Below are 24,364 nucleotides of genomic sequence, written 5' to 3'. Positions count from 1 at the left end.
GCTCGTCTCAGCGGCTGATGGTCGCTTGCAGGGCGTCGATGGAGGACTGGATGCCCGCCTCGGTGGACATGGTGAAATCCTCCATTTCGAGGCTCACCCAGCCATTGTAGCCGGCCATGCGCACGACGGAGAAGAACTCCTTCCACCATTGCAGGTCGCGGCCGGCGCCGACAGCCACATAGTTCCAGCTGCGATTGGCGACATCAGTCACCTCTTTCAGCTCCAGGAGGCCGTTCACATCCGCCAACCCGCGTTCGATGCGGGTGTCCTTGCCATGGCAATGGTGGATCGCGCCGCCGAGTGCCCGGGCAGAGGCGATGGGATCTGCCCCCATCCACATCAGGTGTGACGGATCGAGATTCATGCCCACCGTCGGGCCAACCTCATTGCGCAGCCGAAACAGGGTTTCCGGGTTCCAGACGAGCATGGCCGAGAAATTCTCGAGTGCATATTTTTCAACGCCGGCTTCCTTGGCGAGCTTCACGAGCCCATGCCAGAGCGGGAAAGCGCGGTCTTCCCATTGATAACGGTCGCGCTCCGGCATCTCGGTCGGCCAGCTCTTGGTGTAGACGAGCCAGTTCGGCACCGTATCACCGGGAGCTGCCTCCGGCAGGCCGGACATGGTGACGATCTTCGTCACGCCGATCTCTCCGGCCAGCCGGACGGTGTCCTGCATTTCCTTAAGGTGGCGCCTGCCCATGTCGCCGGGATCGAGCGGATTGGCGGAGCAATTCAGCGCAGCGATTTCGAGGCCGCGGGCCTCGATTTCCTTGAGTTTGGACTTGAGCAGCCCCCTGTCCGCCAGAAGTTCGTCCGCGCGGAAATGCGGGCCGCTGGACCAGCCGCCGCCGGTCATCTCGATGCCCTCGACGCCGAGCGCGACACATTTGTCGAGCATATCGGTGAAGGGCAGGTTTGCCATGACATCAGTACAAATTGCGAGTTTCATCGTGTTGTCTTTCTAAAAAGGCAGGGGACGCGCTTGAGGAGGAGAAGGACGGGAGCGTGGTCCGGCGCGCCCCCAAACTGGTCATGCGAAATCGACCCAGGCGGCGCCGGCATCGGCCGAGCGGACGCAGTTTTCCAGCCAGCGAACGCCTTCGGTGCCAGCCGTGATGCCGGGATAATGGTGGGTCTTCAGAAAGGCCCTGTCACCGCGATTTGCCGCATCGATCGCCTGGGCAATCCAGAGATAGATGTTCGACCAGCTATCACCGAGACCTTCGGTATGCAGCGCGCCCATGCGGTCGACGGCGAGGCTTTCCTGTTCCAGATAGGGCATGCCGTGATGCAGGATGCGGCCGGGTTCGCCCTGAACCTCGTAGATCAGCTGGTCGGGATGGGAATCGGACCATTCAAGCGACGCCTTGGAGCCGACGAAGCGGTAACGCTGCGATCCCATATTGCCGGCATTGACGGAGGAAACCCAGAGGCGGCCGCGTGCGCCATTGTCATAATGCATCAGAACGGTGGCGTGGTCCTCCAGCGGCGCGCGGGTGGGGATGAAAGCCTTGCGGTCGCAGAGCAGGCGTTCGACCTTCATATGCGGCAGCACGACTTCCGAGAGATAATAAAGATGCGTGCCGATATCGCCCAGCACGAAAGTCGGGCCGGCGGTGCGGGGATTGGTGCGCCATTTGACGGCCTCGCCCGCGCCCACATCGTCACCGGCATTAAAGCCGTGGGTATACTGCAGGTCGACGATGCGGATGTCGCCCAGCATTCCTTTTTTGACCATGGCCGCCATCTGGTGGACGAGCGGGTGCCCGGTAAAACCATAGGTAACGCCGACGATCAGGCCCTTCTGTTCGGCCAGCCGCGCCACCTCGTCGCATTCCGCCACGGTGAAGAATAACGGTTTTTCGCAGATGACATGCAGCCCTGCCTCAAGGCAGGCTTTGGTGATCTCGTAATGGGTGAAATTGGGGGTGGCGATGGAGACGACGTCAACACCGTCTTCGCGTGCCGTTTCGCCGGCAATCAGCGCCTTGTAATCCGCATAGCAGCGTTCCGCCGCAACGCCGAGATTGACGCCGAAGTCTCGGCCTCTTTCGGCATCGAGGTCGAATGCGCCGGCGACGAGCTGGTAGTTGCCGTCGCGAAGCGCACCGGTGCGGTGCTTGTAACCCACCTGTCCCGTGCGTCCGCCGCCCACCATGGCCCAGCGCAGCGGGCGTGAAATCAGTCTTTCTCCGTTGATCATGTCGGTCGTCTTTCCATTTGATGTTGCCAATGGCCGTGGCCGTAGGCTGGATCCGCCTCAGCTTCAGCGCCGGTTTGCCGCGTTATTTCTTGAAATAGAGGTCGATATAGTCCTGCATCTTGCTGCGCATGAACCGGCTCGATTCATCCGCCCTGTCTTCCCAGGCGAAGACGCAGGAGGTCATGATGCCGTCGAAGCCGATTTCGGAAAGTGTGCTGAAGAAGTCGTCCCATGGCACTTCACCCTGGCCGATATTGAGATGCTGGTGCACCCGCGCCTGCGTGCCCGGCGGGTTGAGGATATAACGAAGCCCGGAGCTGGCCTTGTGATTGAAGGTATCGCCGACATGCACATGGGCGAGCACATCCTTCGCCTCGCGCAGCATCGCCTTGGTGTCGTCACCGAAATAGAAGGTGTGCGGCGCGCAATAGAGGAATTTGACGTTCTTGGAATTGACGGTGCGGATGATGTCGAGCGCCGGCTGCAGCGTCTCGCACCAGTCTTCCGGATGCGGCTCGACATGCAGGTTGATGCCTTCGCGTTCGAAGATCGGCACCAGTTCTTCCATCGAGCGCCACCAGGCGTCCTCGCAGGCCTCGATCATCGAGCCGGTATGGCAGCAGTAGCAGGAGCCCTTGTCGGGATGCGGTCCGCGGCCGAATTCGGAATTCATCGTGTCGACCTCCAGTTCGATGGCGATCTCGATGGCGCGCTTCCAGTGTTTCACCGCCGCCTGCCGTTCGATCTCGTCATTTGAGGCCCAGCGATACATCGGCAGCAGCGCAGCGATGCCGACATCGGCGTCTTTCAGCGCCTTCTTGAAGGACCTGATGCGCTCGGGAAAGACACGCGGCGCCTTGAACCATTCGAGGAAATCGGCGCGGGGGCTGAGTTCGATCCAGTCGAAGCCAAGCTCCTTCACCTTGGCGGGCAGCTCATCGAGGCTGGTGAAACGGTGCATGTGGGGGTCGATGGCGATTTTCATCGGTCTTGATCCTTCTCTATGTCTTAACTGGATGGCGGCTGCGGCGGATGGCCGTCATGGCTGGCCATGTAATTTTCCACCTCAGCCCCGAGATCGGCGAGCGCTTCACCGCCGGCCATCAGGTCGGTGATCTCCTCGCGGGATTTTTCGCCCTTGCGGAAATTGGCGGCGACTGCGCCGCGGATGAGGACGGCGAAATGGTCGCCGACGGCGATGGCGTGGGTGACCTGATGGGTGATGAAGATCACCGCGATCCCCCGCTTGCGCGCTTCAAGGACGATGCGCAGGACATGGGACGCCTGTTTCACGCCCAGCGCCGCCGTCGGCTCGTCGAGGATCAGAACGCGTGCGCCAAAATGCACCGCGCGGGCGATGGCGAGCGATTGCCGCTCGCCGCCGGAGAGCCCGCCGATAAGGCGGTCGCCGTCATCGATGCGGGTGATGCCGAATTCCTGCACCGCCTTGACGGCGATTTCATTGGCCTTCTTGCGGTCGTAGATGAGGAAAGGCCAGAAACCTTTCGTGGGTTCTGCGCCAATGAAGAAGGAGCGGCCGATGCTCATCAGCGGAAAGGTTCCGCCAAACTGGTGCACGGTGGAAATGCCCATGCGCTGCGCATCGCGCGGCCCGTCGAAATCGACCGGCTTGCCATCCATCAGCAACTCACCGGAACTGGGCTGATAAACCCCGGCCAGTGTCTTGATCAGTGTGGATTTTCCAGCACCGTTGTCGCCCAGCAGGCAGAGCACCTCGCCGGCGCGCACCTTCAGCGAGATATCGTGCAGAACATCGATGGGACCGAAGGACTTGTTGACGTTTTTGAGTTCGAGAATGGGTGTGGTCATCATCCAGCCTCACTTCTTCTTCGGCGAATAGGTGAGCGCCATGACGCGAAAGGTGTTGTTCATCAGCACTGCGAGCAGCAGCATGACGCCGATGATGAGGCTCGACCAGTTGCGGTCAAACGAAGTGAAATAGATGCCCTGGTTGACGATGGCGAAGGTGATGGTGCCGAGAAAAATGCCGATCACCGAACCGAAACCGCCCGTCAGCAGCACTCCACCCACGACGACCGCGATGATGGAGTTGAAGATGAAGGTCATGCCGGCTGAAACCTGGGCGACATTGAAGAGGATTGCCTGACAGACCCCGACGAAGGAGGCGCTGACGGAGGAAAGGACGAAAAGTGTCACCGTCAGCTTGTCTGTGGGAATACCGGCATTGCGGGCACTCACGCGGTCGCCGCCCATGGCGAAGATCCAGTTTCCGAAGGGCGAATAATGGACGTAGAAGATATAGATCGCCGTCAGCAGCAGCCACCAGACGATGCTGACCTGAAAACTGCCGCCGATGAAATGTCCGAAGAGAAATTTAGCAATGGGGCCGGATTGCGCCGGGCTCAGCGCCACGCTGGTCGTGCCGGTCAGCAGCACGGAAAAGCCGAGGATTAGCCCCTGCACCGCAAACAGCGTGCCGAGCGTGACGATCAGTGACGGCACCACGGTCCGTATCACCAGAAAACCGTTGATCAGCCCGACAAGCATCCCAAGGCCAAGCGCGCCGATGATGCCGAGCCAGATTGGCATGCCGTAATAACCGGTGATGATGGCGACCGTCAGAGCGCCGGCCGGGATCATCGCGCCGATGGAAATGTCCAGCTCGCCGGAAATCATGAGAAGGCCGACGGGAATGGCGACGATGCCGAGATTGGCGGCGACATTCAGCCAGCTTGCGGCACCCGCCGGTTTCAGGAATTCGATGCTGCCGAAGACAACGAAGAAGACAAGAACGAAAACAAGGCCGAGAAAGGCGCCTGATTCCGGGCGGCGCAGAAGGTCGCCCAAAGAGAGATTTTTCACGTCGTTCACTCCAATATTGGCCCTAAGTGCCGAGGGGATATCCTTTTGTCGTCAAACCCCGACCCCCGGGTTTCGTTGGGGATCGGAGGTGGCTACGGATAACCGCTCAGCGCGCTCCCTTGGCGACGCCGGCAAGCGTGGTCTGGATGTTGGATTTGTCGACGATGTTCGGTCCCGTTAGCAGCGGGGCTGTCGGCAGATCGGTTCCGAAATCGATGGCCGAGGCCAGAAGCGTTACCGCCAGCAATGATTGCAGATAGGGCTGCTGGTCGATTGCGAAACCCTGCGTCCCGTCTTTGATCCGGTCGAGGCCGGACTGGTTGAGATCGAAAGTGCCAAGCAGGGCCGTTTCGGTTTTGCCGGCCTGCATGATGCCGATGGCGGCGGAATCCGCATCGCCCGCCGAAATGGTCAGGACGCCGTCGATCTTGCTGTCCTGTAGCAATGTCGCCTTGATCGCCTCGGCGACGGCGGTGGCGTCGCCGAAGCTGGTGGCCGGAAGCGGCAGCTGCTTGCCGGCGCCGCCAGCCTTGGTGATGCCGTCGATGACGCCCTTGCAGCGCGCCTCCTGATTGGCGGCGCCCGGAACGGTATTGACGCAGATGACGTTGTTTTTGCCCTGCTTGGCGAAATATTCGCCTCCGGCCACACCCGCCAGATATTCGTCGGAGCCGATATAGTTGATCGCGCCGAGTTCCTTGGCCTTTTCGTGCCCACCGGCATTCATGAGAATGACCTTGATGCCGGCATTAATGGCTTCCCGGATCGCCGGGTCTTCGCCTTCCGGTACCCAGTTCGGGATCACGAGACCATCGACCTTCTGGCTGATGGCGGTCTGGATCAGCTGCACCACATCGGGCGCAAAATTGTCGTAGGTTTGCAGGCGCAGATAATTGACCTTGCCGCCATTTGCCTCGACCACGAGGCGTGCGTCGTCCAGACCTTTTTTGATGAGGTTCCAGAATGCGTCGTCGTTCTTGCCACCGACAACGGCGATATTGGCCGCACACGCGCCGGATGCCATTACCAGCGATGCAGCACCCGCGATGAGAAATTTCCTGAAAAATGCCATTGTTTCCTCCCTGCCCATTCTCCCGATGGGCCAAAATGACAGGATGATTTATATCTTTCATTTTCTTAAGAATGGAATTTATATTTCATTTAATGTTGCATTTCGTATCATTCTATGTCATTCATTGATGATACGATTGTGAGGTGCCATGAATCGCCCGACCATTACCGATCTCGCCAAGGCAGCCGGTGTCAGCATCTCCACGGTTAACCGGTTGCTGCACGGTTCGACCGCCGTGCGTCAGGATACGATCGACCAAATTCTCAAGGCTGCAGAGGAAATCGGTTTTTATGGTCTCGGCACCATCAAGGACCGCCGTCGTGAGGCCATGCCCCATTACAGGCTGGGTTTTCTGCTGCAGCAATCCCATCGGCCGCTCTACCGGTTGTGGGCGGAGGGGATCGTTACCGCCGCACGCCAGAGGCCGGACAGCGTCATCGAGCCGGATGTCGTGTTCGAGGACGATCTCTCACCGGAGGCCGTTTCCGCCAATCTCCTGAAGATGGGGCAATCCTGCAGCGCGATCGCGGTGGTGACGGCCGATCATCCGCTCGTCAGCCAGGCAATCGACGAGCTGCGGGGCAGGGGCGTTCCCGTGGTAACCTACGTGTCTGATCTGTCGGCGGCGAGCCGCGCGGGGTTTGTTGGAACCGATAGCTGGAAACGCGGTCGGACTGCGGCCTGGTTCCTCAGCCAGACGGTAAAGGGCGAGGGGGTGGTCGTGCCGCTGATCGGCAGCAACCGCTATCAATGTCAGGATGTTTCGGATGCCAGCTTCCGCTCTTATATCCGTGAGAATACACCTGAATTGCAGGTGGCGGAAACACTGCTGACCTTCGAAGAGCCTGAAAATGCCTATGTCATCATCCGCGACATGATCGCTTCCGAACCCGGCCTCAAGGGGATTTATGTCAATGGCGGTGGCATATCCGGCGTTCTGCGGGCACTTCGGGAACTGCCCATGGAAAAGCAGCGCGGCATAAAGATCGTCTGCAACGATATCGGCCCGGAAACGCGCAAGGGTCTCAATGAGGGGCTGATTACCGCCTCTCTGCCGCTTCCCCTCGACAGGATGCCGCAGCAATTGATCGACGTGATGTTACGGCGCGTCGAGAATGGCGACACATCCTCCGTCGAACAGCGGATCGTTCCCTTTGAAATCCTGACGCCCGAAAGCATCTGGACCTAGGCCGATAAGATCACTGGAATTCAAGGCTCATCCGGGCAAGATCGTCCCACAGGCTTTCGGCAAAACCGCGTAAAACAATGACTTCGAACACCTGCCCATCAAGCCGGGTGAGATGCGCGGCGATGTGGCCGATCAGCGTCGTGGCGGAGCGTCCCGCCGGAAAAGCCGCGATGGAAAGATCGACCGCCGTTCCTTTTGCCAGCACCCGCTCGGCCATCCTGCCTTCGATACGAATACGCACGCGTCCCTGGCTCTGGTCCACACCCGTCGCCTGCGGCTCAAGCGTTGCAAGAAACGCCTTCATCTCCGCGTGGGACAGCGGCTCTTCGCCGACGATGAACCATTGGCCGGGAGAGACCGCCCGCACATCGCCTTTTGCGAGGCTGCGCAGGCGGACTTCCATATCCGCTGTGCCGGGCGAGGCCAGCACATGAATGATCGCGCCTTCCGGCAGGGGAGAGAGCTTGATGGCGGTTGAAGCAATCGCTGCCTTTTTGCCCAGCACCGGGCGGAGCGTCGGCCGGAAACCAGATTTGAAATCGGGCTTGAAATCAGACATGGAGCTTCTCGTTCTCAGGGTCGAAGAAAACCGGATGGCACAGGCGGGCGGCGGTGAATTCATTGCGCAGACCGTTCCAGACCACGACTTCCTCGCCATGCCGCGCGGGGCCATTCTTGACAAGGGCGAGGCCGATGGTCGAACCGAGATGGGGTGAAAACGCGCTTGAGGTCACATAACCCTGATCGTTTTCCAGCGTTGCCGCCGCATCCCTTTCGAGAATATGCGAACCGGTGCGGAATGACTGGTTTTTATCCAGCGGCACGACGCCGACAAGGCTTGGACGGTCGGCAGCGGAAAGCCCCTCGCGCTCGAGCATTCGACGGCCGATGAAATCGGCCTTGGTGGCGGAGACCATTTTGCCGAAACCGAGATCGGCGGGCACCACCGTGCCGTTTATTTCATTATGGGTGACATGGCCCTTTTCGATTCGCAGCACGCCAAGCGCCTCGACGCCATAGGGCATGATATTCTCCGGCTCGCCGGCTTCCATCAGGGCATCGGCGACGCTTTCACCGTAACCGGCCGGGACGGCAAGCTCGTAAGCCAGTTCGCCGGAGAAGGAAATCCGGAACAGGCGTCCATGCAGCTGCCCGCCAAACAGGGAGACTTCCCGGGCTGCAAGGAAGGGAAAGGCTTCATCGGAAATATCTTCATCGGCGATTCTTTGCAGAATTGTGCGCGCCTTTGGTCCGGCAATCGCCATCTGCGCCCATTGATCGGTGACGGAGGCAAGTCGCACGTCGAGATCCGGCCAGAGTGCCTGGGCGCAGAATTCCAGATGGTTCATGACACCCGCCGCATAGGCCGTGGTGGTCGTCATGAAGAAACGATTCTCCTCCAGCCGGCTGGTGGTGCCGTCATCATAGATCATGCCATCTTCACGCAGCATCAGGCCATATCGCGCCTTGCCGACCGGCAGCTTGAGAAAGGAATTGCAATAGACCCGGTTGAGGAATTCGGCGGCGTCCTTGCCGCAAATCTCGATCTTGCCGAGCATCGATACATCGCAGAGGCCGGCATTTTTGCGGACATTCAGAACCTCACGATCGACACTTTCCCGCCAGTCGTTTTCGCCGCTGCGGGGAAACCAGGAGGAGCGATACCATAGGCCGGTTTCAACGAAGATCGCTCCATTTCTCTCGGCCCAGCCATGCAGCGGCGATTTACGCACCGGCTGGAAATGCTGGCCGTGATAAGCACCGGTGAGCGCGCCAAAGGAGACGGGCGTATAAAAAGGCCGGAAGGTGGTGGTGCCGACTTCGGCCGGCGAAACGCCGCGCGCCTCGGCCAGTAGCCCGATGGCGTTGACGTTGGAAAGCTTGCCCTGATCAGTCGCCATGCCGTTCGTCGTATAGCGCTTGGCCAGTTCCACATGGCCGTAACCTTCGCTGACGGCGAGACCGAGATCCTTGCGATGAACATCATTCTGGTAATCGACAAAGGCTTTGGCCCTGATGCCGGGGATCGACCAGAGCGGCTTTGCGGACGGGGCGACGATATCGTTTTCCACAACGCCGAATGTCGGTGTGGTCGTTGCAAAACCGAGATCCTGCGCAAGCGCCGCACCCTTTCGCGCGCCGTCTTCAAGGCAGGCGGCGATGCCATTGATCGCGGATACCGCGCCGGCGAGTTCGAGCCCCTTGAGATTTGCGGGGGCAAGGAAGGCAACATTGTCTTCCGACCAGACCGGCTTTCCGCCGCGATGGCAGGCAAGATGGATGACGGGGCTGAAACCGCCCGACATGGCGAGCGCATCGATATTCATGCTTTCCGTGCGGCCATTGGCATAAATTTCCATGGCGGAAAGTGCCTTGCCGCCCCTTGCGTTCGAGACGACACCACCCTTGATGACACGCGCCTTGCCTTCGTAGCCCGGATTACTTTGCTCGCGGCTGTCGATGATGGCGGCAAGAGTGACACCCTGTGCTTCCAGATCGCGGGCAAGCGCATAACCGCTGTCATTGGTGGTGAAAATTGCCGTCGCCGTGCCGGGGCTTACGGCATAACGGTTGAGATAGCTGCGCATGGCACTGGCCATCATCACGCCGGGAATATCATTGCCACCGAAGACCAGCGGCCGCTCTTCCGCGCCCGTGGCGAGCAGCGCACGTTTGGCGACGATGCGCCACAGGCGCTCCACCGGCACGTGGGCTTCCGGGTTGGCCACATGTTTTTGCACACGCTCCAGCGCGCCAAAGACATTACCATCGTACCAGCCGAAGGCCGTGGTCCGCGTCAGCATCGTCACATTCGGCAGGGTTTCGAGTTCGGCGACGCATAGCGCCGCGAAATCCGTAGCGCTCTTGCCGCCGATGGTCGCGGTTTCGGAAAGGAGCCCGCCGCCCGCCACGGAATGTTCATCGACAACAATGACGCGTGCGCCGGCGCGCCCAGCGGCAAGGGCTGCGGCAAGCCCTGCCGCGCCGGAGCCAATCACCAGCAGGTCGCAATGCGCCCAGCATTTGTCATAGGCGTCCGGGTCTGCCGCGTAGCTTGCCTTGCCGAGACCGGCCGCCTTGCGGATGAAGGGCTCGTAAATTTTTTCCCAGAAGGCGGCAGGCCACATGAAGGTCTTGTAATAGAAACCCGCGCCAAGGAAGGGCGAAAGAAGGCCGGTCAATGCGCCGATATCGAAATCGAGAGAGGGCCAGCGGTTCTGGCTTTTCGCTTCCAGCCCGGCATAAAGCTCCTGCATGGTGGCGCGCGTGTTCGGCTCCGTGCGCCCGCCGCTGCCGATCGTCATCAGGGCGTTCGGCTCGGCGGCACCCGCCGTCAATATGCCGCGCGGGTGGTGATATTTGAAACTGCGGCCGACGAGCTGCTGGCCATTGGCGAGCAGGGCGGAGGCGAGACTGTCGCCTGCGAAACCCTGCATCACCTTGCCATCGAAGGTGAAGGAAAGCGGCTGGGTGCGGTCAATCAGACCGCCGGTCTTCATGCGGCTGGATGTCATGCGCTTGTCGCTTCCTTCTCTCCGGCGGCGTCCCGGCAGGCGGACATCTCATGGGTGACGGTGTCGCGGGCGACGATCAGCCAGCGGCGGCAGCCGGAGGTGTGGTGCCAATATTCCTCATAGGCGCCGCGCGGATTGTCACGCAGATAGACATAATCGAACCATTCCTCAGCACCGGCATCCGCTGCCGGTCGCTGAAGGGCAGCGCCCTTGATGGTGAATTCTTGCCTGGGTCTTGGCCCGCAATGCGGGCAGGGCACGAGACTTGCCATTTCAGATGTCCTTGATCCGCCAGATAGCGGGATGCCGAAAAGTATGGGCGGTTTTCGCCTGAAATCCCGCGACAGATTTAGTGAAGGTTGGGCTGTGCGCCCTGACCCTTTTCATCGATGAGATAACCGCGTCGGAAGCGGTCCAGCCGGAAGGCCGTTGCCGTTTCCTGCGATGTGCCGCGCGCCAGAAGATGGGCGAAGCAAAAACCTGAAGCGGGCGTCGCCTTGAAGCCGCCGTAACACCAGCCGGCATTGAGATAGAGATTGTCGATCGGGGTTTGGTCGATGATTGGTGAACCATCCATCGACATATCCATGATGCCGCCCCAGGAGCGCAGGACCCGGACGCGGGAAAGCGCCGGTATCATCGCCTTACCGGCTTCGGCGACATGTTCGACCGTCGCCAGATTGCCGCGTTGGGCATAGGAGTTGTAGCCGTCAATATCACCGCCGAAGACGAGGCCGCCCTTGTCCGATTGCGAAACGTAAAAATGGCCCGCCCCGAAGGTGACGACGCCATCGATGAAGGGCTTCAGCCCTTCCGACACAAAAGCCTGCAGCACATGGCTTTCGATCGGCAGTTTCAACCCGGCCATGGCGGCCGCCTGCGATGAATTGCCTGCTGCCGCCAGCGCCAGCTTGCCGCAGCCGATGAAGCCGCGGCTGGTCTCCACACCCACGACCATGCCGTTTTCACGGCGAATACCCGTCACCTCGCAGCCCTGAATGATATCGACGCCCCGGCTATCTGCACCGCGGGCATAACCCCAGGCAACGGCATCATGCCGCACCGTGCCACCGCGCTTTTGCAGCAGGCCGCCCTGAACCGGAAAGCGGGCATTGTCGAAATCGAGAAACGGCAGCATTGCCTTGACCGAGGCGCGGTCCAGAAGTTCGGCATCGACGCCGTGCAGCCGCATGGCATTGCCGCGCCTTGTATAGGCATCGCGCTGTGCATCCGAATGGAAAAGGTTCAGTACGCCGCGCTGGGAAACCATGGCGTTGAAATTGAAATCCTGCTCCAGCCCTTCCCAGAGCTTCATTGAAAGCTCGTAGAATGGGTTGTTGCCCGGCAGCAGGTAATTGGAGCGGATGATGGTGGTGTTGCGGCCGACATTGCCGGAGCCGATATAGTTTTTCTCCAGCACCGCGACATTGGTGATGCCGAATTCCTTGGCAAGGTAATAGGCCGTCGCCAGCCCGTGCCCGCCGCCGCCAACGATGATGACGTCATAATGCGGTTTCGGTAATACATCCCGCCATGCGGGCTTCCATGATTTATTGCCAAGAAGGCCATTCATGAAAATGGAAAAGGCGGAATAGCGCATCTGGCGTACCTCGAACGATATCACGCAAGCTTACCGACACGGTTCAAAAGGAGATTGCAGGAAAGGGACATTATGAATTAGAAAAGAGACATGACCGTCATCGAGCAAAAAAATACCCAGCATATCGGTTTTGTCCTCGTCCCGAATTTTGCGCTGATGTCCTACGCCTCGGCGGCGGAGCCGCTTCGGGCCGCCAATCTCATTGCCGGGACTGATCTCTATGAGGTCGTGCCTTTGTCCTTCGGCGGTGAAGCCGTCAGAAGCTCGTCGGGAATCCTCGTCGATTGCCAGTCACTCGCCATGGTGGGCGAGCGATGCCATACGATCTTCGTCTGTGCCGGCGGTGGGCCGCAGGACTGGGTGGTGGGGGAAGGTTCTTTTGGCATGCTGCGGCGGCTGGCGCGCCAGGGCGTCAGGATTGGTGGCATTTCCAGCGGTGCTTACCTGCTGGCGGCGGCGGGCCTGCTGGATAATCGCGATTTCACTATCCACTGGGAACACGCGCCGGTACTCCGGGAAGCCTTCGCCCATCTCACGCCCAGACAGGCCCGCTTCGTCATCGATGGGGACCGCATTACCTGCGCCGGCGGCGTTGCGCCCCTCGACATGATGCATGCGATGGTTTCGCAGAGAATGGGCGCCCATTTCGCAAGGCGTGTCAGCGACTGGTATCTGCACACGGCGGTCGCCGAACCCGGCGCGCCGCAGCGTGGCTCCTCGGCGGAACGTCATGGCACCCACCATCCGGCCTTGCTGACCGTGCTGGAAAAAATGGAAACGACCATCGAAAGCCCGCTTGACCGGCAGACCATGGCAAAGCTCGCCGGAACCAGCGCGCGGCATCTCGACCGGCTTTTCGCGAGCCATCTGAAGTCGACATTTCTGGAGACCTACCGCGCCATTCGCCTTGACCACGCCCGGCGATTGCTGGAGCAAAGCCCACTTTCCATCGCGGAAGTGGCCTTCGCCACCGGTTTTTCCAGTGCGGGCCATTTTTCGGGTTGCTTCAAGGCCCGCTTCGGTCAAACACCGAATGCCATGCGACAAAGATTTCCCCGGAATTAAAATAGTTTTCCTGTAAAGAAGGGAAAACACGAAAATGCCGGAGGAACCGATGGCCAAGGATACCACCAAGACCGAGCAGGCGCAGTTCCTGTCGCAGGACCCGCATGCCGTTCGCGAGCCGAGGGTCAACAATCTGGAAATGGCGATCGGTCATGAAGTGCGCGCCTATCGCAAGAAACTCGGCATTACGGTCACCGATCTTGCATCGGCCACCGGTGTTTCCGTGGGCATGCTTTCCAAGATTGAGAACGGTAATATCTCGCCATCGCTCACCACGCTGCAGACGCTTTCAAAGGCGCTGGGCGTGCCGATCACTGCGTTCTTTCGCGGTTTCGAGGAGCCGCGCAGTGCGACCTTCGTCAAAGCGGGGCAAGGGGTGAATATCGAACGCAGGGGCACCCGGGCCGGCCACCAATACAGCCTGCTCGGCCATATCGACAACAATACCAGCGGCGTCACCGTCGAGCCCTATCTCATCACGCTCACCAAGGATTCGGATGTGTTTCCGACCTTCCAACATGAGGGAATGGAGTTTCTCTACATGCTGGAAGGCGAGGTGGTCTATCGCCACGGCGAGCAGCTTTTCACCATGCAGGCTGGTGACAGCCTGTTTTTCGACGCCGATGCGCCGCACGGGCCGGAGGAATTGGTAAAGCTCCCCGCCCGTTATTTGTCGATCATTTCCTATCCGCAAAGGCGCGTGACCAGTGATTAAAAATTTGCCTTAGAAGAAAAAAATATTCCTGATAGTTGACGAATTGGAATTCCATATGTTAGCCCTTCATTCAGAAACGAATGGAGGTGCCTGTCGATGTGCGGCATTGTTGGACTATTCCTGAAAGACAAAAGCCTTGAACCGCAGCTGGGTCAGCTGCTCTCGGACATGCTCGTCACCATGACCGATCGCGGCCCGGATTCGGCCGGGATTGCGATCTATGGCAGCGCTGCCAATGGCCGCGCGAAAGTAACGATCCAGTCGGCCGATCCCATCGCCGATTTCTCCGACCTCGCTGAAGTGCTGAAGGAAAATGGTGTTGACGCCGTGGTCACGGTGAAAAGCACCCATGCTGTTCTCGATATTCCCGCCGAGAAGCTGGATGGTATTCGTCCGGTTCTTTTGGCCACCCGACCAAATGTACGGGTCATGGGCTCGGGCGACAGTGTCGAAATCTACAAGGAAACCGGCCTGCCGAAGGACGTTGTCGCCCGTTTCGACGTGCGCTCCATGGCCGGCAGCCATGGCATCGGCCACACCCGCATGGCGACGGAATCGGCGGTGACGACGCTTGGCGCGCATCCCTTCTCCACCGGTGCAGACCAGTGCCTCGTGCATAATGGCTCGCTTTCCAATCACAATAATCTGCGCCGCGAACTGGTGCGCGAGGGCATGACGTTCGAGACCCAGAACGACTCGGAAGTCGCCGCCGCCTATCTCACGGCTGAGATGGCCAAGGGCAAGGATCTGGGCGAGGCGCTCGAGGGTGCGCTCGATGATCTCGACGGCTTCTTCACCTTCGTCGTCGGTACCAAATCCGGCTTTGGCGTGGTGCGTGATCCCGTCGCCTGCAAGCCCGCTGTCATGGCCGAGACCGACCAATATGTCGCTTTCGGCTCGGAATATCGGGCGCTGGTTAATCTGCCCGGCATTGAAAATGCCCGCGTCTGGGAGCCGGAACCGGCAACCGTCTATTTCTGGGACCATGAAAAGGCTGCCTGAGACCCGTCATCGGCGCCTGTTTTGAAAGTCATAATCCATGCCAGTTTTCGATCTCTCCCACACGCCATTGCGTGAACTCAACAATGCGCTTCACGGTCTTTCCTCTGGAGCCAACGACACTGAATTCGAAGTGGTCAATCCGCGCGGCCATCATGCCGTAGCTGTCGGCATCGACAGCCCTGTGATCGTCGATGTACGCGGCTCGGTCGGTTATTATTGCGCGGGCATGAATGATGGCGGCACCGTCACCGTGCACGGTTCGGCCGGGCCGGGCGTTGCGGAAAACATGATGTCCGGCACCGTCGTCATCGAGGGTGATGCTTCGCAATATGCCGGTGCCACCGGTCGCGGCGGGCTTCTGGTTATCAGGGGCAATGCCGCCTCCCGCTGCGGCATTTCGATGAAGGGCATCGATATTGTCGTGAAGGGTAATATCGGCCACATGTCCGCCTTCATGGGCCAGTCCGGCCATCTCGTCGTCTGCGGCGATGCGGGCGATGCGCTGGGCGATTCTCTTTATGAGGCGAAGCTCTTTGTGCGCGGTTCGGTGAAAAGCCTGGGTGCTGATTGCATCCAAAAGGAGATGCGGCCCGAACATCTCGAAAAGCTTGCCGAACTCCTCGAAAAGGCCGGCGTCACCGATGTCAGCCCCGGTGAGTTCAAGCGCTACGGCTCGGCCCGCACGCTCTACAATTTCAACATCGACAACGCCGACGCGTATTGAGGCAAGGGATATTCCGATGAGCTATCACAACCCCTTCACCCCGCCGCGCAAATCCGCAACCTTCGATGATCACACGCTGGCGGAAATCCGCCGCGCGGCGGCGACCGGCATCTATGACATTCGCGGTGCGGGCACCAAGCGCAAGGTGCCGCATTTCGACGACCTGCTGTTTCTCGGTGCGTCGATCTCGCGTTATCCGCTCGAGGGTTACCGTGAGAAATGCGATACGACCGTCACGCTCGGCACGCGTTTCGCCAAGAAGCCGATTACGTTGAAGACGCCGATCACCATTGCCGGCATGAGTTTCGGCGCGCTTTCAGGTAACGCCAAGGAAGCGCTCGGCCGTGGCGCGACCATCGCCGGCACGTCCACCACGACTGGTGATGGCGGCATGACGGATGAGGAGCGAGGTCATAGCCAGACGCTGGTTTACCAGTATCTGCCCTCTCGTTACGGCATGAACCCGAAAGACCTGCGCCGTGCGGACGCCATCGAGGTCGTGGTCGGCCAGGGCGCGAAGCCGGGCGGTGGCGGCATGTTGCTCGGCCAGAAGATTTCCGATCGTGTCGCCAACATGCGCAACCTGCCGAAGGGTATCGACCAGCGCTCCGCCTGCCGCCATCCCGATTGGACCGGCCCGGATGATCTGGAAATCAAGATCCTAGAACTGCGCGAAATCACTGACTGGGAAAAACCGATCTACATCAAGGTCGGTGGTGCACGCCCCTATTACGACACGGCCTTGGCGGTGAAGGCCGGTGCCGATGTGGTGGTGCTTGACGGCATGCAGGGCGGCACGGCCGCCACGCAGGATGTCTTCATCGAAAATGTCGGCATGCCAACGCTTGCCTGCATTCGCCCCGCCGTGCAGGCGTTGCAGGATCTCGGCATGCACCGCAAGGTGCAGCTCATCGTCTCCGGCGGCATTCGTTCAGGCGCTGATGTCGCCAAGGCGTTGGCGCTCGGTGCCGATGCGGTTGCGATTGGAACTGCGGCGCTGGTGGCGTTGGGTGACAATGATCCGCATTGGGAAGCGGAATATCAGAAACTCGGCACCACCGCCGGCGCTTATGATGACTGGCATGAGGGCAAAGACCCCGCCGGCATTACCACGCAGGACCCGGAATTGGCAGCACGCCTTGATCCCGTTGCCGCCGGCCGCCGCCTCGCCAATTACCTGAAGGTCATGACACTCGAGGCGCAGACCATCGCGCGCGCCTGCGGCAAAAACCATCTCCACAATCTGGAGCCCGAAGATCTGGTGGCGCTGACCATGGAGGCTGCGGCAATGGCGCAGGTTCCGCTGGCGGGAACGAGCTGGTTCCCGGGGAAAGGCAGCTTTTAAGCATAAAGAACGGACGGGCGCATTTGGGAGGATGTGCCCGTCTTTTTTCAATGAAGTGTCTGATACCAAAAAAAGGGGAATGACGTGACACTGGACCTCTCCAAATTTGCTGCCGAAAAGGGCATCAAATATTTCATGATCAGTTATACCGATCTCTTCGGCGGCCAGCGCGCCAAGCTGGTTCCTGCGGAAGCCATTGCCGATATGCAGAAGGGCGGGGCGGGTTTTGCCGGTTTTGCCACATGGTTCGATCTGACGCCTGCTCATCCCGATCTTTTTGCCGTGCCCGATGCCTCGTCGGTCATCCAGCTTCCGTGGAAAAAGGATGTCGCCTGGGTCGCTGCCGATTGCGTTATGGAAGACCAGCCGGTGGAACAGGCGCCACGCGTGGTTCTGAAAAAGCTTATCGCGGAAGCGGCAAGCGAGGGGCTGCGGGTCAAGACCGGCGTTGAGCCGGAATTTTTCCTGATTTCGCCTGACGGGGCGAAAATCTCCGACGAATACGATACGGCGGAAAAGCCGTGCTACGACCAGCAGGCGGTGATGCGCCGTTACGATGTGATCGCCGAGATTTGCGATTACATGCTGGAACTGGGCTGGAAGCCCTACCAGAACGACCATGAGGACGCGAATGGCCAGTTCGAGATGAACTGGGAATATGATGACGCGCTGCAGACCGCCGACAAACATTCCTTCTTCAAGTTCATGGTCAAATCCGTCGCCGAAAAGCACGGGCTGCGCGCCACCTTCATGCCGAAGCCTTTCAAGGGCCTGACCGGCAATGGCTGCCATGCCCATATCTCGGTCTGGGATCTCGACGGCAAGATCAATGCCTTTGCCGACAAGGCAATGCCTTTCGGGCTTTCCGCCAAGGGCAAGACCTTTCTCGGTGGCATCATGAAACACGCGTCGGCTCTTGCCGCGGTTACCAATCCGACGGTCAATTCCTACAAGCGCATCAACGCACCGCGCACCATTTCGGGCGCGACCTGGGCGCCGAACACGGTGACATGGACCGGTAATAACCGCACCCATATGGTGCGCGTACCGGGGCCGGGGCGGTTTGAACTGCGCCTGCCGGATGGCGCTGTGAACCCCTATCTGCTGCAGGCCATCATCATCGCCGCCGGCCTCTCCGGCGTCCGTTCAAAGGCCGATCCCGGTCCGCATCACGACATCGACATGTATCGCGAGGGCCACAAGATCACGGATGCTCCGAAGCTGCCGCTCAATCTTCTCGATGCGCTGCGCGAATATGAGAAGGATGCGGAATTGCAGCAGGCGCTGGGCGTTGAATTCTCGAAGGCCTATCTCAAGCTCAAGCAGGGTGAGTGGAACAGCTATTGCTCGCAGTTCACCGCCTGGGAGCATCAGACCACGCTCGACGTTTGACCCGGTTTTCCCCGCCGCCCTTGCGGCTCTTCCCGCGCTCGTCAAACGGCGCGGGTTTTTCCCTTATTGATGACAGAGAGAACGCCAGATGACGAATTTCGTCCTGACCGTAACATGCAAGTCCACCCGTGGCATCGTCGCTGCCCTTTCAGGCTTTCTGGCTGACAAGGGCTGCAACATCATCGACAGTTCGCAGTTCGATGATCTGGGCACAGGTCGCTTCTTCATGCGTGTGGGTTTCATTTCGGAGGAGGGAGCAAAACGCGACGAGCTTATGACCGGGCTTGCACCGATCTCGGAAAAGTTCGGCATGGAGGTGGCGCTGCACGACCAGTCCGAACGGATGAAGGTTCTTTTGATGGTGTCGCGCTTCGGCCATTGCCTCAACGATCTGCTGTATCGCTGGCGCATCGGCGCCCTGCCGATCGATATTGTCGGCGTGGTCTCCAACCACTTCGAATACCAGAAGGTCGTCGTCAACCACGACATTCCCTTCCACCACATTCCGGTGACGAAAGAAAACAAGCCGCAGGCCGAAGCGCGGATCATGGAGATCGCTGAAAGCACCGGAACGGAGCTCATCGTGCTCGCCCGTTACATGCAGGTGCTATCCGACAGGATGTGCGCGGCGATGTCGGGAAAGATCATCAATATCCACCACTCCTTCCTGCCATCCTTCAAGGGCGCCAACCCCTATAAACAGGCCTATCAGCGCGGTGTGAAGCTGATCGGCGCGACGGCGCATTATGTCACTGCGGATCTGGATGAAGGCCCGATCATTGAACAGGATATCGTGCGCATCACCCATGCGCAGAGTGCGGAGGATTACGTGTCGCTTGGCCGCGATGTGGAAGCACAGGTGCTGGCCCGCGCCATTCACGCCCACATCCACCGGCGGGTATTCCTGAACGGCAGCCGAACCGTGGTGTTTCCGCCCGGTCCCGGCTCCTATGCCTCGGAAAGAATGGGATAAGGTTTCCCGGTGCTGCGGCAGGCTTGTCCTGCCGCGCGGTCTGCTGTTGCCATAAAGATGATGCGCGGCTAAATAAGTTGGTACGCCATAATATCAAGAGCCAGAACCTGCTTTGGCGTGCGGCGAGCCGAAGCGGAATGTGCCAAACGAGGTGATACCATGACCGGTGCTTTGCAGGGAACTGCCATTCGCGTTGAGCGTCCGACGAAGACGCTGAGGGAACTTGCGCTCGACAAGGTGCGGGATGCCATCGTGAATGGTTATTTCCGCCCGGGAGACCGTCTGGTGGAGCGTGATCTCTGCGCCCAGCTCGGCGTTTCCCGCACCATTGTGCGTGAGGTCCTGCGGCATCTGGAATCCGAGGGGCTGGTGGCGAATTTGCCCAACAAGGGGCCCATGGTCGCGCTGCTTGATTTGGATGAGGCCAAGCAGATTTACGAAATTCGCGGTGCACTGGAGGGAATGGCGGCACGCCTTTGCGCCGAACGCCGCGATCCCGCCATCGTCGAGGCGCTGGAGGTTTCGCTCAGGCACATCCGTGAAAGTTATCTCGCGAAGGATATGCCGGGCGTGCTGGCACATACCTCGTCCTTTTACCAGACCTTGTTCAGCAAGATCGACCGGCATGTCGCCTGGGGCGTCGTCAATCTGCTGACGGTTCGGATCAACCATCTGCGCTCCATGACCATCAAGACGAAAAGCCGCGACACTGACGGTCCGGCGCAGATGGAAAAGATCGTTGAGGCCATCCGAAAGGGTGACGGTGACGCTGCCTACAAGGCCGCGCTTGATCACGTCACAAGCGCCTGCGCCATCGCCGAAGCCGTTCTGACGGCGCAAAAAACCGCCGACTGACGGTTTTCGGCACTCCGATTATCTCGCCCTTGTGGTTACCCTGCCGGGAGCCGCAAGGTTGCGATTATTATGTTTATCGTTGTTTTTCAGTAATTTAGAAAAATCCTCGACCGCTTCTTGACAGGGTAAACCGTTTGGTGTGATGGTATGCCATAATAAATAATATAAAGAGCGGAGCTTAATATGAACTGGAATCCGATTTCCCGGAAATGCACAGCCGTGCGCGCCAAAACCTTTCTGGCGGGCGTTGCCATCACTCTTTTTGCCGGTGCTGCTGTTGCTCAGGACTGCACACCGAAAATATCAGACGATCACCTCATCAAGCCCGGTCATCTCGTCATGGCCACCAGCCCGACCCTGCCGCCCATGGCCTATGCCGATCAGCAGGGTGTCCTTAAAGGGCTGCGCATTGAGCTGGGTTATGAAATCGCCAAGCGTCTGTGCCTGAAGCCGGAATATATCAGCACCGAATATGCGACCATGGTGCCGGGCCTGCAGGGTGGCCGCTGGGACATGATCAATGCCGGCCTGTTCGTGACGGCAGAGCGACGCAAGATCCTGTTCATGATCCCCTATGAAAACCTCGCCATCAGTATTTCCACGGCGGTCGGCGCGTCCGATCCCATCACCAAGGTCGATGATCTCGCCGGCAAGGCCGTCAGCACCGATATTGGCGGTTATGCCGAGCGCAAGATCAAGGAACTGAACGAGGACTTCAAGAAGCGCGGTCTGGCGCCGATGACGATCAACCTCTTCGACAATTACGCGACGGTTTATCAGGCGTTGCGCGCCGGCCAGGTGCAGGCAGCGGTATCGATCGATCCGGTTGCCAAGCAATATCAGGATCGTGGCGAATTCACCCATGCGCTTTCCGGCATGTATCCCACACCCGGTTCGCTTTCCTTCGGTAACAAGGATGTCGCCGACGCAGTTTCTGCCGCTCTGAAGGAGATGAAGGCCGATGGTGCACTCGAGAAGCTGATGGGCGGGTATGGCGTCAGCATTGCGCCGGGCGATCTCGCCGTTCTCGGCCCGGAAGGCTGAATTCCATCCATCTGAACAGTCATCGCGGCGGGAAAGCTCTCGCCGCGACCGTTCCCGCATGAATTGGAGAAAGACGTGAAGGGTTGGAACTGGGAAGGTTTCTTCGAATATCTGACGAATTATTATCTGTTCGAGGGCGCGCTGGTGACGCTCGGCCTCACTGTTTTCGCCATGACGGCGGGTCTGGCGCTAGGCTTCGTTATTGCGGTGATGCGTATGTCGAAATACCGGTTCCTGTCCGGGCCGGCCTATTTCTACACCTGGATCTTTCGCGGCACGCCGCTTCTGGTGCAACTCATCATCATCTATACCGGTCTGCCGCAGATCGGCATCAAGCTGACGGTTCTGCAATCAACGCTGATAGGCCTGTCGCTCTGTGAAGCGGCCTATCTGTCGGAAATCGTCCGGGCGGGCATTGCTGCTGTTCCGAAGGGGCAGATAAATGCTGCCCGCGCCATCGGCATGACCGAGGCGCAGGTGATGCGTTACATCGTTGCACCGCAGGCTTTCCGCATCATCATTCCGCCGCTCGGCAATTCCGTCAACGGCGTGCTCAAGACGACGTCGATCGCTTCGATCATTTCCATGGAAGAGCTTCTGCGCCGCACGCAGGTGCTCATTCAGGAAAAGTTCCTGGTTCTCGAACTCTTCATGGTCGCAGCCCTTTATTACCTCGCCATGACGACCGCCTGGGAACTGATCCAGCGCCGGATCGAAAAGCGGTTCGGCAAGGCCTATGGCCCCATGTCGACTGACGTGCACTAAGGAGCGGTCCGATGTCGCAAGCAATCAGCATGATCGAACTACAATCCGTCAACAAATGGTACGGTCCGAATTTTCAGGTTCTGACCAATTGCAGCCTGAATGTCGCCAAGGGGGAAGTCGTCGTGATCTGCGGGCCTTCCGGTTCCGGAAAATCGACCCTGATCAAATGCGTCAATGCGCTGGAGACGATTGGCAACGGCGTCATCACGGTCAACGGTGTGGAAGTGACAGATCCTAAGACCGATATGCCGAAACTGCGCTCCAGGGTGGGCATGGTGTTTCAGCATTTCGAACTTTTCCCGCATATGACGATCCTTGAAAATCTCTGCATCGGGCAGGAGAAGGTTCTGGGCCGTTCACCGGCGGAAGCGCTTGCCAAGGCCAATGCCCTTCTCGAACGGGTGGGGTTGACGGCGCATGCCAGGAAATATCCCGGGCAGTTGTCGGGCGGTCAGCAACAGCGCGTCGCCATTGCCCGTGCGCTGGCGATGGACCCGGTCGCGATGCTGTTCGATGAGCCGACATCGGCGCTCGATCCGGAAATGATCAACGAGGTCCTCGACGTCATGGTCTCACTCGCGCAGGAGGGCATGACGATGATGGTGGTGACGCATGAGATGGGTTTTGCCCGCAAGGTGGCGGACCGCATCGTCTTCATGGATGGCGGCGAAATCGTCGAAATCGGTGAGGGCGACAGTTTCTTCACCGATCCGAAGACGGAGCGTGCCCGCTCCTTCCTGTCGAAAATCCTGGCGCATTAGGCTCGTCTCGGCCTGAGCGGGATCACGATATTCCGCTTCAGGTCATCGGGCCTTCGGCCTTTCCGAACAATGCAGAATGAGAGTGGCGGAGAACTGCAATGATAAACCGTGTCTTGATGCCCCGCGAAATGTTGATCGGCGGCGGCAGCCGTTTCCGATTGCCAGCCATGCTGAAATCGCTCGGCGTCAATCGTCCTCTGCTCGTCTGTGACCCCGTGATGCAGAAGCTCGGCCATGCCGATGCGCTTTTGCAGGCACTTTCAGGTGAAGGCATAAATGGCGCGATTTTCTCCGAAGTCGTTGAAGACCCGACGGACATATCGATCGCTGCTTTGGTGAAGCGCATTTCCGATGGCAGTCATGACGGTCTTGTCGCCCTTGGTGGCGGCAGCGCCATGGATACCGCAAAGGCAGGCGCCATCGTCGCGACCAGCGGCGAAGAGTTGCGCACCCTGAAGGTGCCGCGGATCGTGGATTTTGCCGTCATGCCGGTGATTGCTATCCCCACCACCGCCGGCACCGGATCGGAAGTGACACGCGCCGCCGTCGTCACCGATACGGCGGCAAGCGAAAAAATGCTGATCCTTGGCACCGCCGCTTTGCCTGTCGCCGCCATCATCGATTACGAACTGACGCTGACCTGCCCCTACCGCGTCACCGTCGATACCGGCATCGATGCGTTGACCCACGCGCTGGAGGCGCTGGTCAATCGTAACGGCAACGCCCATTCCGAAGCGCTGGCGCTTTCCGCGCTGAAGCTGATCGGCGCAAATCTTGAAAAAGTGGCTGATAATCCTGATGGCCGGGATGCGCGCGAAGCGATGATGCTGGGCGCAACCCATGCCGGGCTTGCCGTCTCCAACACATCGACTGCGCTTATCCATGGTCTCAGCCGGCCGGTCGGTGCTTTTTTCCATGTGCCGCATGGCATGTCGAACGCGATGGTGCTGCCTCTGGTCACGCAGTTTTCGCTGAATTCCGCTTTGCCGCATTATGCCGCCGCCGCCCGTGCGCTGGGTTGTGCCAGCGCGGCGGATAGCGACCAGATTGCCGGCACAAAGCTGGTGGAGGCCTTCATCGGCCTGAACAGGCGGCTGAAGGTGCCGACCCCGCAAGAGTTCGGCATCGACAGGAGCCGCTATCTCGAACTGTTGCCGGAAATGGTGCGTCAGGGCCTCGCGTCCGGCACGCCCGCCAATAACCCCCGGGTGCCCACAATTGCCGAAATGACGCGTCTGTACGAGCTCGCCTATGACGGAAGAATCGCGGAATTTTAAGCTATAACATACTGTTAAAATTA

At 59.4% G+C, this 24,364-nt stretch carries 23 protein-coding genes; 13 read left to right on the top strand and 10 right to left on the bottom strand.

Translation table 11 applies throughout. The features are described from left to right. Positions 1 to 7: 7 nt before the first annotated feature. The 6 genes from PL640_RS11140 to PL640_RS11115 all read right to left on the bottom strand — a co-directional run bounded on the left by PL640_RS11140 (position 8) and on the right by PL640_RS11115 (position 6,119). Positions 8 to 949: a sugar phosphate isomerase/epimerase family protein gene (locus tag PL640_RS11140; protein ID WP_271361903.1), complete on the bottom strand. Its 942-nt coding sequence runs from the start codon at positions 947 to 949 to the stop codon at positions 8 to 10. An 81-nt stretch (positions 950 to 1,030) separates the two neighbouring features. After that, positions 1,031 to 2,203 carry a Gfo/Idh/MocA family protein gene (locus PL640_RS11135; protein WP_271361901.1) on the bottom strand — a complete coding sequence of 391 codons (1,173 nt, stop codon included), beginning with the start codon at positions 2,201 to 2,203 and terminating at the stop codon, positions 1,031 to 1,033. A gap of 82 nt (positions 2,204 to 2,285) precedes the next feature. Next, entirely contained in the window at positions 2,286 to 3,188 is a 903-nt protein-coding gene (locus PL640_RS11130; protein WP_271361900.1) for a sugar phosphate isomerase/epimerase family protein, read from the bottom strand. Between the two features lie 23 nt (positions 3,189 to 3,211). After that, a complete protein-coding gene (locus PL640_RS11125; RefSeq protein WP_271362098.1) occupies positions 3,212 to 4,033 on the bottom strand; it encodes an ATP-binding cassette domain-containing protein in 822 nt (273 codons plus the stop codon). A gap of 9 nt (positions 4,034 to 4,042) precedes the next feature. Then, positions 4,043 to 5,047: an ABC transporter permease gene (locus tag PL640_RS11120; RefSeq protein WP_271361898.1), complete on the bottom strand. Its 1,005-nt coding sequence runs from the start codon at positions 5,045 to 5,047 to the stop codon at positions 4,043 to 4,045. A gap of 106 nt (positions 5,048 to 5,153) precedes the next feature. Next, positions 5,154 to 6,119 carry a substrate-binding domain-containing protein gene (locus PL640_RS11115; RefSeq protein WP_271361897.1) on the bottom strand — a complete coding sequence of 322 codons (966 nt, stop codon included), beginning with the start codon at positions 6,117 to 6,119 and terminating at the stop codon, positions 5,154 to 5,156. A 148-nt stretch (positions 6,120 to 6,267) separates the two neighbouring features. Here PL640_RS11115 and PL640_RS11110 point away from each other — a divergent pair, with 148 nt between their 5' ends. Beyond that, positions 6,268 to 7,308 (top strand): LacI family DNA-binding transcriptional regulator, encoded by a 1,041-nt coding sequence (locus PL640_RS11110; protein ID WP_271361896.1) that lies wholly within the window; start codon positions 6,268 to 6,270, stop codon positions 7,306 to 7,308. A 10-nt stretch (positions 7,309 to 7,318) separates the two neighbouring features. On the opposite strand, the gene PL640_RS11105 is transcribed toward PL640_RS11110, so the two are convergent. The 4 genes from PL640_RS11105 to PL640_RS11090 form a co-directional block, all read right to left on the bottom strand. Further along, positions 7,319 to 7,867, bottom strand: coding sequence for a sarcosine oxidase subunit gamma (locus PL640_RS11105; protein ID WP_271361895.1), 549 nt, complete (start codon positions 7,865 to 7,867; stop codon positions 7,319 to 7,321). Further along, positions 7,860 to 10,823, bottom strand: coding sequence for a sarcosine oxidase subunit alpha (locus tag PL640_RS11100; protein WP_271361894.1), 2,964 nt, complete (start codon positions 10,821 to 10,823; stop codon positions 7,860 to 7,862). The genes PL640_RS11105 and PL640_RS11100 overlap by 8 nt, the downstream gene beginning before the upstream one ends. Further along, on the bottom strand, positions 10,820 to 11,095 hold the full coding sequence (locus tag PL640_RS11095) for a sarcosine oxidase subunit delta (RefSeq protein WP_271361892.1): 276 nt from the start codon (positions 11,093 to 11,095) through the stop codon (positions 10,820 to 10,822). The genes PL640_RS11100 and PL640_RS11095 overlap by 4 nt, the downstream gene beginning before the upstream one ends. A 77-nt stretch (positions 11,096 to 11,172) precedes the next feature. Beyond that, entirely contained in the window at positions 11,173 to 12,423 is a 1,251-nt protein-coding gene (locus PL640_RS11090; protein ID WP_271361891.1) for a sarcosine oxidase subunit beta family protein, read from the bottom strand. A 90-nt stretch (positions 12,424 to 12,513) separates the two neighbouring features. Between PL640_RS11090 and PL640_RS11085 the strand changes: the two genes are divergently transcribed. The 12 genes from PL640_RS11085 (at position 12,514) to PL640_RS11030 (ending at position 24,341) form a co-directional block, all read left to right on the top strand. Next, positions 12,514 to 13,488 (top strand): GlxA family transcriptional regulator, encoded by a 975-nt coding sequence (locus PL640_RS11085; protein WP_271361890.1) that lies wholly within the window; start codon positions 12,514 to 12,516, stop codon positions 13,486 to 13,488. Positions 13,489 to 13,522: 34 nt separating this feature from the next. After that, on the top strand, positions 13,523 to 14,203 hold the full coding sequence (locus PL640_RS11080) for a helix-turn-helix domain-containing protein (RefSeq protein WP_161991349.1): 681 nt from the start codon (positions 13,523 to 13,525) through the stop codon (positions 14,201 to 14,203). Positions 14,204 to 14,299: 96 nt separating this feature from the next. Further along, positions 14,300 to 15,205 carry a class II glutamine amidotransferase gene (locus tag PL640_RS11075; protein WP_271361887.1) on the top strand — a complete coding sequence of 302 codons (906 nt, stop codon included), beginning with the start codon at positions 14,300 to 14,302 and terminating at the stop codon, positions 15,203 to 15,205. Between the two features lie 37 nt (positions 15,206 to 15,242). Then, complete coding sequence (locus tag PL640_RS11070; protein WP_271361886.1) at positions 15,243 to 15,929, top strand: GXGXG domain-containing protein; 687 nt, start codon at positions 15,243 to 15,245, stop codon at positions 15,927 to 15,929. A gap of 16 nt (positions 15,930 to 15,945) precedes the next feature. Next, the gene (locus PL640_RS11065) at positions 15,946 to 17,274 is read left to right on the top strand and encodes an FMN-binding glutamate synthase family protein (protein WP_065117324.1); all 1,329 of its coding nucleotides are present in this window, start codon (positions 15,946 to 15,948) and stop codon (positions 17,272 to 17,274) included. 84 nt (positions 17,275 to 17,358) lie between these two features. Then, positions 17,359 to 18,666 (top strand): type III glutamate--ammonia ligase, encoded by a 1,308-nt coding sequence (glnT, locus tag PL640_RS11060; protein ID WP_271361884.1) that lies wholly within the window; start codon positions 17,359 to 17,361, stop codon positions 18,664 to 18,666. An 88-nt stretch (positions 18,667 to 18,754) separates the two neighbouring features. After that, a complete protein-coding gene (gene purU / locus PL640_RS11055; RefSeq protein ID WP_142841608.1) occupies positions 18,755 to 19,639 on the top strand; it encodes a formyltetrahydrofolate deformylase in 885 nt (294 codons plus the stop codon). A gap of 159 nt (positions 19,640 to 19,798) precedes the next feature. Further along, a complete protein-coding gene (locus tag PL640_RS11050; RefSeq protein ID WP_065117327.1) occupies positions 19,799 to 20,494 on the top strand; it encodes a GntR family transcriptional regulator in 696 nt (231 codons plus the stop codon). A 183-nt stretch (positions 20,495 to 20,677) separates the two neighbouring features. Further along, a complete protein-coding gene (locus tag PL640_RS11045; RefSeq protein WP_065117328.1) occupies positions 20,678 to 21,538 on the top strand; it encodes a transporter substrate-binding domain-containing protein in 861 nt (286 codons plus the stop codon). Positions 21,539 to 21,613: 75 nt separating this feature from the next. Further along, positions 21,614 to 22,303: an amino acid ABC transporter permease gene (locus tag PL640_RS11040; protein ID WP_046799979.1), complete on the top strand. Its 690-nt coding sequence runs from the start codon at positions 21,614 to 21,616 to the stop codon at positions 22,301 to 22,303. 29 nt (positions 22,304 to 22,332) lie between these two features. Then, the gene (locus PL640_RS11035; RefSeq protein WP_110758157.1) at positions 22,333 to 23,064 is read left to right on the top strand and encodes an amino acid ABC transporter ATP-binding protein; all 732 of its coding nucleotides are present in this window, start codon (positions 22,333 to 22,335) and stop codon (positions 23,062 to 23,064) included. A gap of 98 nt (positions 23,065 to 23,162) precedes the next feature. Next, on the top strand, positions 23,163 to 24,341 hold the full coding sequence (locus PL640_RS11030) for an iron-containing alcohol dehydrogenase (protein WP_271361882.1): 1,179 nt from the start codon (positions 23,163 to 23,165) through the stop codon (positions 24,339 to 24,341). Positions 24,342 to 24,364: the final 23 nt, after the last annotated feature.

The sequence above is a fragment of the Agrobacterium sp. ST15.16.024 genome (assembly GCF_027956545.1).
GTDB classification, from domain to species: domain Bacteria; phylum Pseudomonadota; class Alphaproteobacteria; order Rhizobiales; family Rhizobiaceae; genus Agrobacterium; species Agrobacterium cucumeris.
This window is presented reverse-complemented; position numbering and strand designations above follow the sequence as displayed.